12 protein-coding genes are annotated in these 16,646 nt (G+C 55.3%); 7 read left to right on the top strand and 5 right to left on the bottom strand.

Features of this window, described 5'->3' with window-relative positions; translation table 11 throughout:
* Positions 1-79: 79 nt before the first annotated feature.
* The 5 genes from M0412_RS14765 to M0412_RS14745 all read right to left on the bottom strand — a co-directional run bounded on the left by M0412_RS14765 (position 80) and on the right by M0412_RS14745 (position 6,459).
* Complete coding sequence (locus M0412_RS14765; protein ID WP_269699129.1) at positions 80-1,297, bottom strand: glycosyltransferase; 1,218 nt, start codon at positions 1,295-1,297, stop codon at positions 80-82.
* A 5-nt stretch (positions 1,298-1,302) separates the two neighbouring features.
* Positions 1,303-2,631, bottom strand: coding sequence for a polysaccharide pyruvyl transferase family protein (locus tag M0412_RS14760; protein ID WP_269699128.1), 1,329 nt, complete (start codon positions 2,629-2,631; stop codon positions 1,303-1,305).
* Positions 2,624-4,102 carry a lipopolysaccharide biosynthesis protein gene (locus tag M0412_RS14755; RefSeq protein ID WP_269699127.1) on the bottom strand — a complete coding sequence of 493 codons (1,479 nt, stop codon included), beginning with the start codon at positions 4,100-4,102 and terminating at the stop codon, positions 2,624-2,626. Before M0412_RS14755 ends, M0412_RS14760 begins: the two co-directional genes overlap by 8 nt.
* Positions 4,102-5,142 carry an acyltransferase gene (locus tag M0412_RS14750; RefSeq protein ID WP_161991338.1) on the bottom strand — a complete coding sequence of 347 codons (1,041 nt, stop codon included), beginning with the start codon at positions 5,140-5,142 and terminating at the stop codon, positions 4,102-4,104. Before M0412_RS14750 ends, M0412_RS14755 begins: the two co-directional genes overlap by 1 nt.
* Before the next feature lie 81 nt (positions 5,143-5,223).
* Complete coding sequence (locus M0412_RS14745; protein WP_142841444.1) at positions 5,224-6,459, bottom strand: glycosyltransferase family 4 protein; 1,236 nt, start codon at positions 6,457-6,459, stop codon at positions 5,224-5,226.
* 481 nt (positions 6,460-6,940) lie between these two features.
* Between M0412_RS14745 and M0412_RS14740 the strand changes: the two genes are divergently transcribed.
* The 7 genes from M0412_RS14740 (at position 6,941) to M0412_RS14710 (ending at position 16,583) form a co-directional block, all read left to right on the top strand.
* Positions 6,941-8,269 carry a hypothetical protein gene (locus tag M0412_RS14740; RefSeq protein WP_269699126.1) on the top strand — a complete coding sequence of 443 codons (1,329 nt, stop codon included), beginning with the start codon at positions 6,941-6,943 and terminating at the stop codon, positions 8,267-8,269.
* 143 nt (positions 8,270-8,412) lie between these two features.
* Positions 8,413-9,525 (top strand): acyltransferase, encoded by a 1,113-nt coding sequence (locus tag M0412_RS14735; protein WP_269699125.1) that lies wholly within the window; start codon positions 8,413-8,415, stop codon positions 9,523-9,525.
* Between the two features lie 181 nt (positions 9,526-9,706).
* Positions 9,707-10,600, top strand: a complete 894-nt coding sequence (locus M0412_RS14730; protein ID WP_269699124.1) for a hypothetical protein — start codon at positions 9,707-9,709, stop codon at positions 10,598-10,600.
* A gap of 130 nt (positions 10,601-10,730) precedes the next feature.
* Positions 10,731-12,986 carry a polysaccharide biosynthesis tyrosine autokinase gene (locus M0412_RS14725; protein WP_269699123.1) on the top strand — a complete coding sequence of 752 codons (2,256 nt, stop codon included), beginning with the start codon at positions 10,731-10,733 and terminating at the stop codon, positions 12,984-12,986.
* Between the two features lie 10 nt (positions 12,987-12,996).
* Positions 12,997-13,656 (top strand): hypothetical protein, encoded by a 660-nt coding sequence (locus tag M0412_RS14720; protein WP_371338323.1) that lies wholly within the window; start codon positions 12,997-12,999, stop codon positions 13,654-13,656.
* A gap of 72 nt (positions 13,657-13,728) precedes the next feature.
* The gene (locus tag M0412_RS14715) at positions 13,729-15,288 is read left to right on the top strand and encodes an O-antigen ligase (RefSeq protein ID WP_269699121.1); all 1,560 of its coding nucleotides are present in this window, start codon (positions 13,729-13,731) and stop codon (positions 15,286-15,288) included.
* 89 nt (positions 15,289-15,377) lie between these two features.
* The gene (locus M0412_RS14710) at positions 15,378-16,583 is read left to right on the top strand and encodes a glycosyltransferase family 4 protein (protein WP_269699119.1); all 1,206 of its coding nucleotides are present in this window, start codon (positions 15,378-15,380) and stop codon (positions 16,581-16,583) included.
* Positions 16,584-16,646: the final 63 nt, after the last annotated feature.

Here is a 16,646-nt window from a genome sequence, read left to right as displayed (position 1 = left end):
CCCGGCCACGACTCGAGAGCGCGATTATTAAATCGTTCTTTACGAGAGTGCCGCTCGTGCAATCAACCTGCCATCTCGATTATTTGCCGTTCAGAATGCCCTTAAGGGCCGTCATCTGCTGGCGGTTCCATTCGATTGCGTCGTCGAATGCCCTGCTTCCCAGTTCCTCCCGCTCATGCTGACTGGAGGTAAGGCGCAGGATAGCATGGGCGAAAGCCTTATGGTCACCGTCCTCGACCACAATGACGCTGCTGCGGTACTGCTCCGGCATCCCCCTGACGCCAGTTTGACTGCTGATAGTCGGCACACCAGCGGCCAGAGCATCGAGCAACTTTATATTGATGCCTGTACCAAGCGTGATGGGATTGATCGAGAGGGGCGCGCGGGTAAACGCGTCCTTCAAATTATCCACCCGGCCCAGCTTGAGAACACCCTCCGTGTCCTCAATCTTGTCGCATATGCTGCCCGCGAGAACCAAGCGGATATCCGGCCTGTTGGCCCTGATCAGAGGCAGAACGTTCTTAAGGAACCCTTTCAGGGAAATGATGTTGGCATCATTTCCTGAACCGAGAAACAAAAAGTCACTCGATGCGAAATCTTCCACTCTCCGGTCAAGATCAAGAATATGACTGACGGTTGCGACAACGGGCGGCTCTTTGCCCAGCTGTTGGCGGAACACGCGCTCCTCTTCTTCCTGTATGGCGACGACCACATCCGCGCGACGGAACGCCTTACATTCCACATTCGGCGGAACTGAGAACCAATAGCCATATTTATTGGCAGTTTTTATGAACGCCTTATGGCGGTCTGCGAAGGAATCGTGAGTATCGAGAATACGAAGCACGCTGTTCGGAAGGCCCAGAAAAGCTCTCGAATGAAAAGCATATTCTGCGATAACCGCATCAACTCCCAGCCGACGCTGAATATCGCGGACCTGCCAGCCTATTTCTGGATAATAAAATTCGTCTAGGTAATTGTAGAAACCGCTTTCATGGCCAATAAGCCTGTAAAGCTTGCGAATGGTCCGAAACGCAGTAAATCCAAGTTCGAGACCGAAATCCCGAATGAGCCGTAGTTTAAAGCCGCCCCGTTCCCGGGAAATAAAATGCACGCGTCCGGAACCGAATTCGGCCTCATGAGCCGTAAGATCAAAATCGGTTGCCATAGGCGTATTGACATAGGCAAAATGCACTTCGTTGCCGAGACTGCGGACAGCCCGTGTCAATTGCAATATCCTGCTGCGATTACCCTCGTTGGCGGGAACGGCCGGAAAAGCCGAAACGAAAACGAACCTCATAAAGATCACTCACGATTGTGTGAAAAGGTTTCGAATACCTGAAAATTCCTCCCTGACAGCTCCAGAATTTCAGGCAACTTTTTTCCTACATTTTCGCGAATTTCCTCAGATTGATCAATGAAGTCTATGAGAGCATTCTTGATTCCATCGTCCGTATAGAACGCGGACGGAGAAAGCAGATTGGCTGTAGACAGACCAAAATGTCGATACAGACCTTCAAACTTTCCCTGATAGGCGATGCATGTCGCCGGGACGCCTTTGCCGAGCGCTGCAATTGCAAGATGCATACGTCCGCTGACGACGCCATCAAGCTGCCCCGTTACTCCTTTCAACACAGCAGCAGACCATTTTCCGTCTAGATAACGGACCATGTCTGCCTTAGACGCAGGCATACGCTCGGCCATAGCTCTGAGGCAAGCCTCGTCGCCAACTTTTTCCCGGTAATCATGGGGTATGAGTAGCCAGCATACCGGCCTTGTATCGATAGCAAATTGAAGAGCCTCGGCGCCACGGATGATAATCGTCTCGATCTGTGCTTGGTCTGCATTTTTAAAGAGTAAAGGATGCAGGTTGAAACCCATCACCCTGTATCCTTGCGCCCTCTTTTGCGCGATCCAGGCGTTGGTATCCTCATCAGGATCCTCCGAGGTGAGACTAAACGCAGAATCGGCGACCAGCGCCGCTTGAACCGGCGCAAAATTCTTTAGTCTTTCAAGAGAAACGGCATCGCGCACGTTCAGCGAAACTCGTGGATGGAGAGCACGATAGAACCCGGCGAGAGCAGGATGTGGCGCCTCGTTGAAACTGAACCCCAGGATGAAACTTTTGATACCGGCGGCGGCGGCCAAGTCTAGGCTTGCCAAAAGTTTTGCGCTGACCAGCGGATGGTAATATCCATCCATGACATCCGCACCGACGACGACGACGCAGTCGTGCTTCCGGGCCAGGAATTTCTCGGCCAATTCTTTGATAAAGTTGGGCTTTCCAAAAATATCCACAGGGACGAAGCCCCTCTGATGTAGTGAATTATTGAATCCCTGCCCTTCGACGAGAACATCAACTTCAACGTCCGGATTTTTTGCGCGCGCATGTTGCACCGCCGCAGTAATCATCGCGTCATCGCCCAGCGAGCCAAAAATGGTTATGGGATCACAGGCCACGATCAAAATTCGGTTCAACCGGCCGTCCCCCGCGACAGGTTCAATCACTCGCTTCTGTTCTTGCAGACTATCAAAAAGATGCCGAAGTGCGGCATCTCTGTTCCGCCGCTCAATATATTTTACCAAGCGTTGGCGCAGAGGTGCGGGAAGGATTTTTTTTGCTAACTTACGCATTGCGTTCCTTTCGAGAAGCAATTTTGCTTGTGACGAGCGCGATGGTGGACCGAACCCCGCTCCTCCCGGTCACAATCACGAGTAAAATGTACATGACGCTAAATATGAGCCCGAGCAGAATGCCGGATATGAAATCGCTGGTTCCCAGCATTTTAATTTCTGGTCGCAGCCATTGAACCAGGACAAAACAGAAGCCGCATGAAGTGAAGCTCGGCAAAAGCAGAAGAAATATTCTGGACAGCCGAACATCGAGTTCGCGTGCAACGTAGAAGAATGTGAAGGGCGTGGAGGCCAGCTGACCGAAGGCATAAACAATAACGATTTCAGTAATGTTCTCTGTCGGAACAAGCAGAATCAACAGGATCGTAGAAATGGCCTTCACGCTTCCAGCGATCAATACCTTGTCAGGTCGGCCGCGCGCGGAAAGAAAGGGGCCGTTTTGAAACTGGACGCATTGCAAAGCCCCCAAAAGAAGCAGCGGTCGTGCCACCGCATCAGCGCCTTGCCATTGCGCACCAAACAATACGCTGCAAATCTCTGGTGCCAGTGCAGCCGAGAGTACGAAGATCGGCGTTGAAAAAATCGCCGATATAGTGATTGATTGTTTGTAGAGTTCCGCCATGCGCTCTCGCTCTTGCGATATGCGCGACAGTACAGTCAATGAGACGTCATAAAGCGCCGACTGAAGCAGTTGCATCAGAAGCTGATAAAGACGGCTACCGACAGTGTAGAGCCCAAAGACAGCCACGCCGTAATGTCCCAGAATGATGAAGTCGATCAGCCGCGTCGATCCGAATTCCACGATGCGCAAGCCCAGCGCTGACGAACCGAAGCGAAGCAATTCGACAAAAGTGTCGGGCTTAAGTGTGATCCCGGGAAGCCAGTGCGGCTTGCGCCACAGCCAGACAAGATTGACGACGGTTGCAACATACACCTGAACGACAAGGCTCCAGACGCCGAGGCCTGTAACGGCGAAAACAATCGCCACAACGCCGCCGATGATATTGGAAATGAACGTCCTGATCGCCAGTGGCTTGAAAGCGAGTGCGCGCCGATAATTCACTTCCTGAAAAAGCGAAGCGGTGTTCAACGGGAGCAATATACAGATCGCCACAATGATCGGCGCCAGCCCCTCCACCTCGAACCAGCTTTCCAGTTCAGGTGAAAACACACAGACAGCGATAGCCAACACCGTCGCAACCGCGACCGACACATAAAATGGCAGATTGACATCGCTAGGCTCCAGATTGCGTTTCTGCACAATCGCATCAGCAAATCCGAACTCTGACAGCATCTGGATCAGCATCAGAACCAGCCCCGCAGCGGCGACCATTCCGTAGTCGGTTGGGCTAAGGAAACGGGCAAGGACTATGAAGAGGATAGAAGTAAATAGCTTTCCACCCCAGTTCTGGACGATGGACCAGAAAACGCCGGTAACGGCGGCGCTGCCAATAGAATTTGAAGCCGACATCAATTGGCCATCCGCAAAGCTGGCTGTGGCGCTAAACTGGAGTTAATGAAATTGCGTGCAGGCTTCTCAAACCATTTGAAAACAAGGTGGCTCATGAATATCAGAAAAATAGTTGCCAGGCTCAAATAGGGCAGTAAAAATTCAATAGGTTCACCAAGCGCCTGCCACAAAGCTCTGAATAGAGTGACGAATAGAATCGCGTGAATCATGTAGATTGCATAGGAGCAATCACCAGCTTTCGACAAAACAGACGCAGTTCTCCTAGAGTAGGAAATGCTTCGCTCTCCCAGAGCCGTGGAGAGCATCGAAAATGCCAGAAGCACCATGATATAATTTGGATTGGAAAGCCGGAACATCCACCAAGCCGCAAGAAAAAATGTGGAAAGCCCAAGATATAGAAATAGAGAATTTAAGATTCTCACCTGCTGATAGATTTTATAGGTGAGGCACCCTAGCAGAAAGCTTGGGAGAGCTCGCAGCATGCCGAAGTCATAGTTGGCGCCGTACATGCCACCCGACTGCTCCCAAATTGGAAGCCACGGACGTGAAAACATATAAAAAACGATAAGTACGAGCGGAGCCGAGACGTAAATCTTGACGTTCCGGATCAGCACCACAATGAACGGAAAAAGCAGGTAGCAGAAAAACTCAGCGCTGATAGACCAGGATGGATTATTGAGGGTTAACTTATCTTCCAGCCCCCAAGCCTGAACGAGAAAGATGTTCACTATGATTTCCCGATATTCTACAGCGCTTTGAAACGACAGCATGACGGGCATCAAAATCATAACCACCATGGTTGCGATATGGAGTGGATAGATACGTGCCACCCTGCGAACCAAGAACGTATAGTAATTTGCGATTCCCAGTTTTAAATCTTTATAATTATGAAAAAGTACAAATCCGGACAACATAAAAAAGAAATCAACAAATATACCGAAACTTCCTACATCTATTATAGATTTTGCGCGAATATCTATAATATTGACGTGAAATAAAACTACGCCGATTGCAGCGATAAACCGGTAAAAATCAAGCATTATGAATCTCGACATCTCAGTACTCCGTGTTTCCATCTGCTTTTCCTTAGAAAACAGTGCCACATGAGCTGCACTGAGGGCCTACGATGCACGTAAGGTTCGATTTTTGCCGTATTTCGCCAGCACGTCTTCATAGAGTTTCACATAATTTTCGCCGACCCGCCGTGAGGTGGATTCCTCGACGATGTTTCCGAAATCGGCCTCCGTCGGCAATTGCTCGCGCGAAAGCGTCAGCACCCGGCGAATGCGCGCGGCAAGGTCAGCGGCATTGCCCGGCTCGAACAGCCAGTCGTGATTGGTCTCGCCGATGAGTTCCGGGATACCACCCGAAGCCGCGCCGATGACGGGAACGCCCATCGCATAGGCCTCATAAATCGTGCGCGGCGAGGGTTCGGCCCAGAAAGAGGGAACGATCAGAACATCGATCTCTTCGAAAAATTCCTTCGGCTTCGCCCAGCCGATAAATTCGATCGGCAGATCGCCCGCCTGCTTTGTGAAGCGCTCGATGGAATCATCCATCGCCTGGCCGGCGACCAGACAGCGCCAGTTGCCATGGCCGATTTCCCTGAAAGCGTCGACCATGTTGCCAACGCCTTTTTCCGTATTGATGCGGCCGATATAACCGAAGGTCAGCGGCTTGCCGCTCCGCTCGATCTGCCGGCGGGCGACCGGATCGCCCTCCGGAACCGTGCAGGAATAGAAGATGACACGGCGCAGGCTTTCCGGAATATGGTGGAAAAGTCCGTGATTGACGTGCGTCTTGAGGATTTCCGTACCAACGCTTGCGACCGCACCAATATAACGCTGCGTGAATTTCTTGGTGAAATTCACCACCTGACAGCCTAGATGGATATGCTCGCAGGGCTTGCCACCCTTGAACATGGCGGCATTGCCGCACAGCAGATCATATTCGCAAATCGTATGGACGATCGGAATGCCGCGCTTATGCGCCGCCCGCCAGACCAGCGTCGTCACATCCAGCAGCGAATGGGTGTTGAGAACATCCGGCCTGAAATCATCAAGAACGGCTTCAAACTGCTTCTCGACGTTGAAATTCCACTGCTGCCTGATCTTCTGCATACGCCGTTGCTGCGGCGTATGTTGAGGCCAGTCCTCAAGCCAGAAATCGTTATTGTGGAACATGCGGTAAACGCTGACGCCGTTGCGCACCGTTTTGGGCTCCGCCTGCCGTTCAATGCAGGCGGCGCCGACGGTATGCCCCATGGAGACGAGTTCCTCCGCAAGGTGCTCGACCGACCGTTCGCATCCGCCGACAATATGCGGCGGGTAAAGACTGCTCAAATGGAGAATTCGCATGCGGATACGCTCTATTTTCCTTAATCGAAAATTTATGACTTCCGCTCTGGCCTTGCCACGCTCCCGAATTGCCCGGAGCCAATGAGACATTTGTAAAAAACTACAAAAGCCGGAGTGGAACTAACATTTGAAAATATGAATAACCAAAAATTCACTTTCAAAAAGCACGGGAATTGACGGCATTTCAAGTGATTTTTTTCGCGGCGCGACAAAAGTCATCCCGTGTTGCGAAAAGAACCGGCCCCGTGCTACGTTATCTACATACGAAATACCCCGACCAACGCGGCACTTTACACCGGGTGGAAGGGTGACTGCCTTATGTTTTATTATTTTTGGAAACATGGATTTGATGGCGTCTGAAAACGCCGCGAAGCTTTCAGGACATGCTGGCCGCAGTATAGTGAGAAACGCCTGCATTTAATCGGCGCCCTCCCGGCCATGCCTCGCTTTGCACTGTCGCCATGATTATCAGGAGACGCAGATGAACGGAAAACAGCCGATCACCATGGGCCGCCTGACACGGCGCAGCCTGCTCTCGGCAACACCTTTCGCATTGGCCGCCGCCACCGGCCGCTATCCCGCCTTCGCGCAGACCCCGTCCATTTTTTCCGCCGATACGGAAGCGTTTCTCGACAGTGTGGGCGTGTGCGGCCATTTCGCTCGCACGACGGGCATCTATCCGGAAGCCTTCGAGCGCATCCTGCCTGAACTAGAGACGCTGGGCGTGCGCCATCTGCGCGATGAGGGACTGATCACCGCAAGAGACAGCCGTAACAGCCCCGCCTTTCATCGCCTGCGCCAGATCGTGGCGGCCGGCCTTCGCCTTACCATCATCTGTTATGATGACCTCAATCCCTATGTTTCCACGCCGCTCGACAGGATCGCTGATTTCTACGACTGGTGTGACGGCGGCATCGCCCTCTTCGAGGGCAGCAATGAACCGGTGCTGACGAAGGATCCCGCGAACGCGCCAGGCATTTCGGCACGGCATCAGACGGCGCTGCACGAGATCATCCACTCGACACCCGACCTCAGCGGCGTTCCGCTTGCCGCGCCAAGCTATGTCCTGACGAACAGGGAGCTGGCGCTGGATCTGCAGGCCGTTTGCGACTACGGCAACATTCACCCCTATGCCGGGATGGAGCATCCCGAAACGACCGGGCCGGGGGCACTTTCCAAGTCGCTTGCCGCCTCGGCGCATATCGCGCCCGGCCGCCCGGTGCTCGCCACGGAAATCGGCTACCACACGTCATTGCAGCCGAAGACCTTCCATTTCCCCGTTACCGAGGGAATCAAGGCGCGCTACATGCCCCGCGCGCTTTTGTGGTGTTTCCTCAACGGCATCCGCCGGGCCTATATTTATGAAATGGTTTCGAGCTTCGCGCAGGACGAGACAAACCCGGAATCATCATTCGGCCTGCTGCGCCATGATCTCAGCCGCACGCCCGCTTATGAGGCTGTGCGCGCTCTTCTGTCGCTCTGCAAGGCGGCGCGGCAAACTGTCCCGGTGGAAAGGCGCCTCGATTTTCTCCAGAACGATGCCGAAAGGGTGACGCTGCGGCTGGCAAGAGCCGACGGCGCGCTGCTTGCACCCGTGTGGCTCGGCATCCGGGGATGGCAATGGCCGGCCCGGATCGAAAATCCGCCCGCCGAACGGTTGGCAACCTTTTCGGTAACCGGGCCTCATAATCAGGTCATCGCCCACCGCTTCAGCGACGACGGATCCGTGACCCAGCGGGTGATCACGCAGCAAGGCGGGCAATACCAGCTTTCCGTCAGCGACCAGCTCACCGTTCTGGAGGTTTTCTGAGGGTCGGCCGGCGAAATTTCGCAGTCGCGAAATTTTATATATCGTGCCAACCTTATGCGTGATAGCCTGCTTTGATAAATGACTTTATGTCCGCGTGAGCGGACGAAAATAATACCAAATATATTTTTTCTTTTTTACAGATGATGATGATGACGCAAAAATTTAAGAATGCGCCTGCTGCAGGGACGCAACGTCTCGATGTCGTTCAGTTGATGCGTGCCGTGGCGGCAATCATGATTGTCGCGCTGCATGCGGGCGTGAATTGGGAGTTTTCGCTTCTCCCCATCCATACCTGGAGACTTGGCGCAGGTGTCGACCTGTTTTTCGTCATTTCCGGCTTCGTCATCGTTTATGCCTCCCGGCCTTATTTTGCCGCTGCGGGCGGGCGTTCGGCATTTCTCCTGCGCCGGCTTCTCCGCATCGTTCCTCTTTACTGGTTTGTATTGACCCTGCGGCTCACCATGGCCGCCGCCGCGGCCATTCTCGGCGCAAAAGCCTTCCCTTCACTACAATCGATCCTGACCTCCTATCTTTTCATTCCTTACGACAGCATGGGTTACGGCGACGCCTATCCGTTTCCGCTCATCGATCTCGGCTGGACCCTGAATTACGAGATGTTTTTTTATCTCGTTTTCGCGGTATTCATATTCCTGCCGCTGGAACGCGCCGTTATGGCGACAGCCGGCGCACTGCTCATCGCCGTCCTGATCGGCGCCAATTTCGATCTAGCCCTGCCGCTAAGTTTCTGGTTCCAGCCGATCATCCTCGAATTCGTCGCAGGAATGGTGCTTGCGACACTTTTCCTGAGAGGTGTGCGTCTGCCGCCCCTGGCGGGAATCGCGGTCGCCCTCTGCGGTCTGGCAATCTGGCTACTCACAGATTTGAGCATGGTCGGGTTCCAGTGCGATCCGGGATGTTATTCCTTTGCGCGGCTTATCGTTTTCGGCGGCGGTGCGATCTTCATGATGACGGCAGCAACATTGACAAGAAACATCGCGCTGCCCCGTTTCGCTCAACCGCTGGCAACGCTTGGCGAGTCGTCTTACGCGCTTTATTTGCTGCACCCTTTCATTTTTCGCGGATTCAAGATTGTATTCGGCGGCGTACCGCCAGAGTGGAACAACCTCATCTATTTCGTTGTTGTCGCCGGCACCATCGCCATAGCTCATGCATTCCATATTCTGATCGAAATGCCGGCAAATGCCTGGCTTCGTGATCGGCTGATAACATCCCGGCGGAAAGTCGCCGTGACCTGATCCCGGAATAAACGCCGCAGGCAGGCCGTTAAGTATAGGGGGAAGTTCCCACCAGAAGCGCATTTTTACACTTGATCGTTTGCTTGGGCTGTGCGATTTAAAGGGAAATTTTAGGATGTTGGATAACCATGTTCGACATCAAATTACTTAAAGTCGTATTTTAAAAATTTGGAGAGTTGTGATGTCCCGCCCTCGTAATGGCTCGACGCTCACTGGTGCAGTATTGATGGCCAGCATGGTTGCTTTTTCCGTATCGGCCAATGCTCAAAATGCCCAGAATGTTGAAACAGCACCGGTCGTTGCCCAGACGCCGATGACAGAAAGTGCTCCTGCTGCTGCGCCCGTCAAGGCCGCAGACGAAACCACCGCCGCATTTCTCGGTCGCGTCCATGGCACCAATCCAGATATGGTTACGCTTTCCGCCGCGGAACTGTTCAAGCTGTCTCCAACGCCTGGAACGATTGCTGATCTGATTGCCATCGCCTCCAGCACTGACGCCGCCGCTGCGGATCTGACCGGAAAGGTGATGAGCGGTTTTCCCGTCATCGCGGTTTCCACCAGCGCGGCGCAATTTTCCGAACAGCTCTCCGCACTGGTTCTGAGTGATTCCGGCCAGCTGCCCGCCATCGTCGCACTTGCTCAAAAAATCGCGAACAAGGATTTCTCCGAAGTTGTCGGCGAGGGCCTGGCGCTTGCCTATTCCACGGCGATGCAGAGAGGCAACACGATACTCGCAGCCGCCATCCAGCTGCAGACCAAGGGCACAGGCGTGCCCTCCGATCTTCTGATCGCCTTTAGCGAAAACATCGAAGGAACGGCGGCCGGTCCGGCTGCACCTGCGGCCGCCGCTGCAGCCGCTTCGCCAATTGGCGGCGCCGGCTCCACGCCAGCCAGCGGCAACAGCATCGGCGGCTCGGCAGCCACGGGCGCCGAGGCAGGCATTGCACAGGCCGGCGGCGGCAGCGCACCCGTTGGTGGCGGCGGTACCGGCGGCGGTGGTGGAACGTCGACCATCTTTAACATCACGGTCTCGACCGGAAGCACCACGACGCCAATCAGTACAAGTCCCGTTTGAAATCGGCTTTGCCATCCCCGTTACGAGGATGGCCTTCGCCTGTCCCACGATGCAACCGAGACTTGGCGGGCTTTATGCTCGCCGAAAAGAGCGAGGCTGACAGTTGTTGCAAAGGCACGATCCCGTGACGATGAGCGATTACGATAAAAACGCCTTTACGGCCGATTTTATCGATATCGAAGCGGTTCTGGCGGCGATCCGTCGGCAGTGGCGGATCGTCCTTGCGACCATCGCCATCGCCGGGACAATCGGGCTCGCTTATGCCGCAACGGCTGTTCCGATCTATTCGGCGAGCGCGACCCTGTTGATCGACCGTAACAACAGCCAGGTCGTCGAACAGCTTTCAACAATCGGCGGCGTCATAGAGGACGAGGCGTCGATCCTCAGCCAGGTCGAGGTTCTGCAATCGGAAACCATCGGGCTCGCCGTCGTCGACAGTCTCAATCTGACGGAAAACCAGGAATTCAGGGCCACCCGCGCATCACTTCTCAGCTCGATCGTGGGCACGATCCGTTCGCTGGTCAACGTTTCGCAATGGTTCTCGCCGGCAAAGGAAGCGGTCATCGATGACGGAACGCTGAAGAGAGCATTGTCGGACCGACTGTTGCAGAGCCTGTCCGTCAAGCGCATCGGCCGCACCTACGCGCTGGAGCTGAGCTATAATTCAACATCACCGGCTCTCGCCGCACAGATCGTCAACGCCGTGGCGGCAGCCTATCTAGTCGATAAGCTCAACTCCAAATACGAGGCGACGAAGCGGGCCAGCGACTGGCTGTCCGATCGAATAGCCGAATTGCGTCAAAGGGCGCTCGATACCGACCTCGCCGTGCAGAAATTTCGCGCCGAACACAATCTCATCGAGACGGGTAATAATGGCCTGCTTTCCGACCAGCAGCTGGCGGAACTGAACAGCGCGCAAATTCTGGCGCAGTCCGAAACCGCCAAGGCGCGTGCACGATTCCAGCGTATCGAACACATTCTCGCCACCGACGATGTCGATGCCGTCGTCACCGATATTCTCGACAGTTCGGTCGCAAATGATCTGCGCAAGAAATACCTCGAATCCTCAAAAATAGAGGCCGAAATCGCCGGTCGGCTTGGCAGGAACCATGTTCAGGCCGTGCGTTTGCGCAATGAAATGCAGGAATACCGCCGGCTGATGTTCCAGGAAGTCAGCCGTATCGCGCAAAGTTACAAAAGCGATCTCGAGGTCTCTGAAGCACGGGAAAAAACCCTTGAGGCAAGCATTGCCAAGGCCACCAACGTCAGCAATTCGGCCAGCCAGACCCAGGTTCAGCTTCGCGAATTGCAGCGCGAGGCGGAAACCTACAAGAACATGTATCAAACCTTCCTGCAGCGTTATCAGGAAGCCATGCAGCAGCAATCCTTCCCCGTGACGGAAGCACGCGTGATCTCCAAGGCAATGCCGCCTAAAATTCCGAGCAAGCCGAACAAACCGCTGCTTCTAGCGCTTTTCATGATCATGGGAGCAGCCGCTGGCGGTGGCATCGCCATGTTCCGCGAGTTTCGCGACCGCTTCTTCCGCACCGGAGAACAAGTTCGCGATGTTCTCGGGCTGGAGTTTCTGGGCAATACGCCGCTTATCCCGAACAAGCCGGTCGAGGAAGCCCTCTCCAAGGGGCAGGAGCACAACCCCGCCGCCACCCGTCCATCCAGTGTTGCCCGCTACGCCGTCGATCACCCGTTATCCTCCTTTGCCGAAACCCTGCGCAGCACACGGCTTGCGCTCGATCTCGGCATTCCCGCAAAAAGCGGCGCGCGGGTGGTGGGCATCGTATCGGCACTGCCGAGCGAGGGAAAATCTACCATCTCCATCAATCTGGCACAGCTTCTGGCCGGACAGGGCGCGCGGGTTTTGCTGCTGGATGCCGATATCCGCAATCCTGGCGCCACGCGCGCTTTGGGTCGCCATGCCGGTGAAGGCCTGCTCGAAGTCCTGCTGGAAGGTCGCGATGTACGTGATGTGCTACTGCGCGACGAAAAGACAGGGCTCGCTTTCCTGCCCACGGTCGTCAAACAACGGGTGCCACATTCTTCCGAACTCCTGACCTCGGCGCAGATGCACAAATTGCTGGCCGAGGCGAGCGGCGTGTTCGATTATATAATCGTCGATCTGCCACCGCTCGGTCCGGTGGTCGATGCACGGGCGATGGCCAGCCGGATTGACGGTTTCGTTTTCGTCACCGAATGGGGCAAAACTGCCCGCAGGGCAGTCCGCAATACCATCGAAAATGAAGTCCATATCCGCAAAAAATGCCTTGGTGTCATTCTCAACAAGGTGGATACGGAAAAGCTGAAGCTCTATCGGGCCTACGGTTCCAGCGAATATTATTATTCACGTTACACGCGCTATTACCATGACTGACAAGGATGGGATGACGCGCCTGCGTACAATCTTTGCGGTCGTGCCGGTCCTTGTCATTTCCATATTCGTTCTGGCTGTCACAGCCCAGGCATTTTCCGAAAGCCGGCGTTTTTCCGACATCGTCGCAATGGCGAGAATTGCCGACGACAAGAATGGTCTGGCACCCGATCTACTTGCAAACACGGTCAGCCAGCTTCACCCTGTCATAGCAGAAAAAATCTGCCGTTCGGATATCGTCAAGGCCGGATTGCGACTGGTTTTGGCTGATATTGATGCAAGTATCGGAAAGTTAGCGCCAGAGGCCACGGCGGCGCGTCTTGGCTTTGCCGAAACCTATATTCGTCATGCGCTCTCTTGCCTTCCCGCCAATGGCGATGTGTGGCTGCGCCTTGCCATGGTTCGTTCATTGCGCAACGCCTCGCCCCTGGAGACAGCCGTGCTGATGAATTTTTCCCAGCTTTACGGGCCGGCTGACGCCAATCTGATACGCGGACGCTTCGCCATGTGGCGACAATTTCCAAGCGAGACCCTGCCGCAGGCCGAGGCGGCGCGAGAGGCGGATACCGCTGTCGTCTGCGGCAAGGAAGGGGAAATCCTGCGCTGGACGCTGCGCGATGTCTGTCCACAGCAGCCTGCGGATAATGTGAAACGCTCCATGCCGCTGCGGTGACGTGAAAACGGGATCGCGCTTTGACATTCTGCACATCGCCACCACGAAGAATTCTTGCAAAGACGAAAACCCATGACACCCACCCTCGCCCCATCGGAAGCGCTGTCCTCCTCGCCGCCACGACCGGTCGCATTTCGCGATTATGTCCGGGTGGCTGCCACTGTCGCATTCTGGGCAATTTTCCTGCTTGCGCTTCTCAATCGTGGCGCAACGGAAATAGAGAGCCGCATCGTTGTCACGCTTGCGATTTATCTCTTGCTGGTGCCGGCCATCCTCACATTCGGACCGCCACAGGGCGGTGCCGGCAAGGCGCTCGTCGCGACCTGCTTTTTGCTTGGGGCGCTGATCGTTCAGATAATGCTGCAGACATCATCCCTGCCAGGCCTCGCCTCACCCAACCCGGCATGGTCCGCCGCAACCATGTTCACGCAGATCGCACCTGCCGCCACGATCTCGCTCACACCCGCAGATGATCGGCTCGGCCTGCTCAGCGCCGCCCTGCCCTTTGGCGCTTTTATGGCCGGCCTCGTGATTTTCGATACTGACGAGCGCGCGGCAAAAACGTTGCGGTGGTTCGCAATAGGCGGCGGCTGGCTTGCGTTATGGTCGATCGTGCAGTTCCTGCTTTTTCCGGATATGCTCGGCTTCATTCAAAAACGCTTCTATCTTGGCAGCCTGACCGGCCTTTTCGTTAATCGCAATACCGCCGCAACCCTGTTCGGCCTCATCCTGCTTGCGCTTTTTTCATTGTTTCACAAACGGCTGCTGTCTCCAGACTGGCACATGGTAAGGGCACTTGTCGCAAATCGCCTGGCGGTGCCGGTCGACCAGAAACGCCTTATCCGCAAGGCAGTCTTCGCCGGCGTTCTCGCCGCTCTCTGCTTCATCGCATTGATGCTGACCGGATCGCGCGCCGGGATCATGTCCAGCTTCGTGGCGCTGCTTTTCCTTATCCTTCTGACTGTCTTCAACTCCCCTTCAAGACCCCACAGCAGCGCAGCTCCAAGGCGCCGGCGGCGCGGGTTCAAGCGCCGGGCAGCGATCATGCTCGCCATCGTTGCCGGCCTGTTTTCGCTTTTTGCCAATCGGGTGGCGCTTCGCATGGAGACGCGTCTGGAAGATGACATGCGCTTCTGCTACATGCCTGGCATCACCCGCGCCATAGCAGACAGCTGGCCCTGGGGATCCGGGCTTGCGAGCTTTGCGGAAACCTATGCGCCTTATCATCTGGCCCAATGCGGGGTGAACGCCGTCGTCACCCATGCCCATAATGTCTATGCCGAAGGCCTTCTGACGCTTGGCGCCGCATTCCCGTTTTACGCGGCCTTTTTCGTGCTTGCCCAATTGTTCATTTTTATCGTCGGGATGCGCAAACGCAAAAGCTATCGTTACGCTTCCCATCTCGGCATTGCAGGTCTGCTGCTGGTCGGACTGCATTCGACGCTTGATTTTTCATTGCAGATCCCTGGCTTCGCCATGGCTTATGCCATCTTCCTCGCCCCTATCGTCACACTTTGCCTCAATTCGCCGGGAACTGACCGGAATGGACGGCGGCGGCAGCGGCAGGACCCAGCCGATCTTTCAACGCCCGGGCCCGCGGGACATGACCATACGGCACAATTGGTATTTTAAAGCCATAGCAGCTGACCTGCGCGTTCACATACTGGATGCCAAGTCACTGTATCGATTGTAGAAATGAAGGCAGAGACGAGAATTTCAGCATGCGGATATTGCAGATAACGTCGCTATTTTCTCCAGACCGGGTGGGGGGCGCGGAAATTTTCGTGGAAGACCTGGCGCGAGGACTTTCGGAAAAGGGCCATACGGTTGCCGTAGCCGCCATTTCCCGGGAACAACAGGCCGTCGAGCAACGTGATGGTTTTTCCATTCATCGCCTCGGGCACACCACGCCGTTTTTTATTGGAGACTGGGAACGGCAACCAGGATGGAAGCGAAAATATTACAAGATCGCCGTACAGCTCGATCCGCGCCTCGTGCGTCGGCTTGCACATGTCATCGATGATTTTCGTCCGGATGTCGTCAACACCCATTCGCTGTCGGAATTGACCCCACTGATCTGGCCGATGATCCGCAGGCGGGGCATCCCGCTCGTCCATTCCCTGCATGATTTCACCAGCATGTGCACCAATGGCTCCCTGTTTCACGACGGGCATATTTGCGACGGCAGCAGCAGGAAATGCCGTATTTTTTCCTATCTGCACCGGCGTTGCCAATGCGCCGTCGATGCCGTCGCGGGCGTCGGCCGCGACATTGTCGAGCGCCATGTACAGGCGGGCTTCTTCACCCATGTCCCGGAAGACCGCCGCACCGTGATCTGGAATGCCATCGCACCGCCGACCCAACAAAAAAAGCACAATCCCCGCGCGCCTGGACAACCGCTTGTTTTCGGTTATCTCGGCCGCATCGAAGCCCCTAAAGGTGCGGACTTGCTGGTAGATGCTCTGCGGCGGCTGCCGCCACAGGGTTGGCGGCTGGTCATGGCCGGTCGCGCGCCCGGCGGCGTCGAGTCTTATCAGCAAAAAACCATCGGTCTTCCCGTTGGGTTTCCCGGCTATGTCGAGGCGGACAGTTTTTTCGCTGAGATCGATTGCCTGATCGTACCGCCCTTGTGGCCGGAGGCTTTCGGGCGCACCGTTGCCGAAGCCATTCTGCGTGGGGTACCCGTCATCGGTGCCAACCTCGCAGGCGTCGCCGAACAGATCGGTCAGGACAGGCCGGAACGCCTGTTTGCTCCGGGCAACGCCAGTGAACTCGCCGCACGTATGGCGCAAGTCATGCGCGACCCCAGCATCCTTGCAGAGTCTCCCGAAACCAGAGCGAGAATTTCGCAAGGAGTAGCGCCTGAGCGGGTGGTTGCGGCATATGAAACGCTCTATTCGGATGTCAGTGTCCGTACCGGCGGCTAAACACTGGCAGGGTGGCAGCTTTTACCTATTTGGCGACAGGAACAGCACCCCATCCGAAAGGGG

This window comes from Agrobacterium sp. O3.4 (assembly GCF_041414895.1).
In the GTDB taxonomy this organism is placed as follows: Bacteria; Pseudomonadota; Alphaproteobacteria; order Rhizobiales; family Rhizobiaceae; genus Agrobacterium; species Agrobacterium cucumeris.
Note: the sequence above shows the minus strand (reverse complement) of the source record. Positions and strands in the feature narration are given on the sequence as shown.

Coding starts and splice junctions, on each gene's coding strand:
- M0412_RS14750 (WP_161991338.1), bottom strand. CDS start 5,142: ATGCTTGATTTTTACCGGTTTATCGCTGCAATCGGCGTAGTTTTATTT.
- M0412_RS14765 (WP_269699129.1), bottom strand. CDS start 1,297: ATGAGGTTCGTTTTCGTTTCGGCTTTTCCGGCCGTTCCCGCCAACGAG.
- M0412_RS14725 (WP_269699123.1), top strand. CDS start 10,731: ATGAGCGATTACGATAAAAACGCCTTTACGGCCGATTTTATCGATATC.
- M0412_RS14735 (WP_269699125.1), top strand. CDS start 8,413: ATGATGATGACGCAAAAATTTAAGAATGCGCCTGCTGCAGGGACGCAA.
- M0412_RS14760 (WP_269699128.1), bottom strand. CDS start 2,631: ATGCGTAAGTTAGCAAAAAAAATCCTTCCCGCACCTCTGCGCCAACGC.
- M0412_RS14740 (WP_269699126.1), top strand. CDS start 6,941: ATGAACGGAAAACAGCCGATCACCATGGGCCGCCTGACACGGCGCAGC.
- M0412_RS14720 (WP_371338323.1), top strand. CDS start 12,997: ATGACGCGCCTGCGTACAATCTTTGCGGTCGTGCCGGTCCTTGTCATT.
- M0412_RS14745 (WP_142841444.1), bottom strand. CDS start 6,459: ATGCGAATTCTCCATTTGAGCAGTCTTTACCCGCCGCATATTGTCGGC.
- M0412_RS14715 (WP_269699121.1), top strand. CDS start 13,729: ATGACACCCACCCTCGCCCCATCGGAAGCGCTGTCCTCCTCGCCGCCA.
- M0412_RS14730 (WP_269699124.1), top strand. CDS start 9,707: ATGTCCCGCCCTCGTAATGGCTCGACGCTCACTGGTGCAGTATTGATG.
- M0412_RS14755 (WP_269699127.1), bottom strand. CDS start 4,102: ATGTCGGCTTCAAATTCTATTGGCAGCGCCGCCGTTACCGGCGTTTTC.
- M0412_RS14710 (WP_269699119.1), top strand. CDS start 15,378: ATGCGGATATTGCAGATAACGTCGCTATTTTCTCCAGACCGGGTGGGG.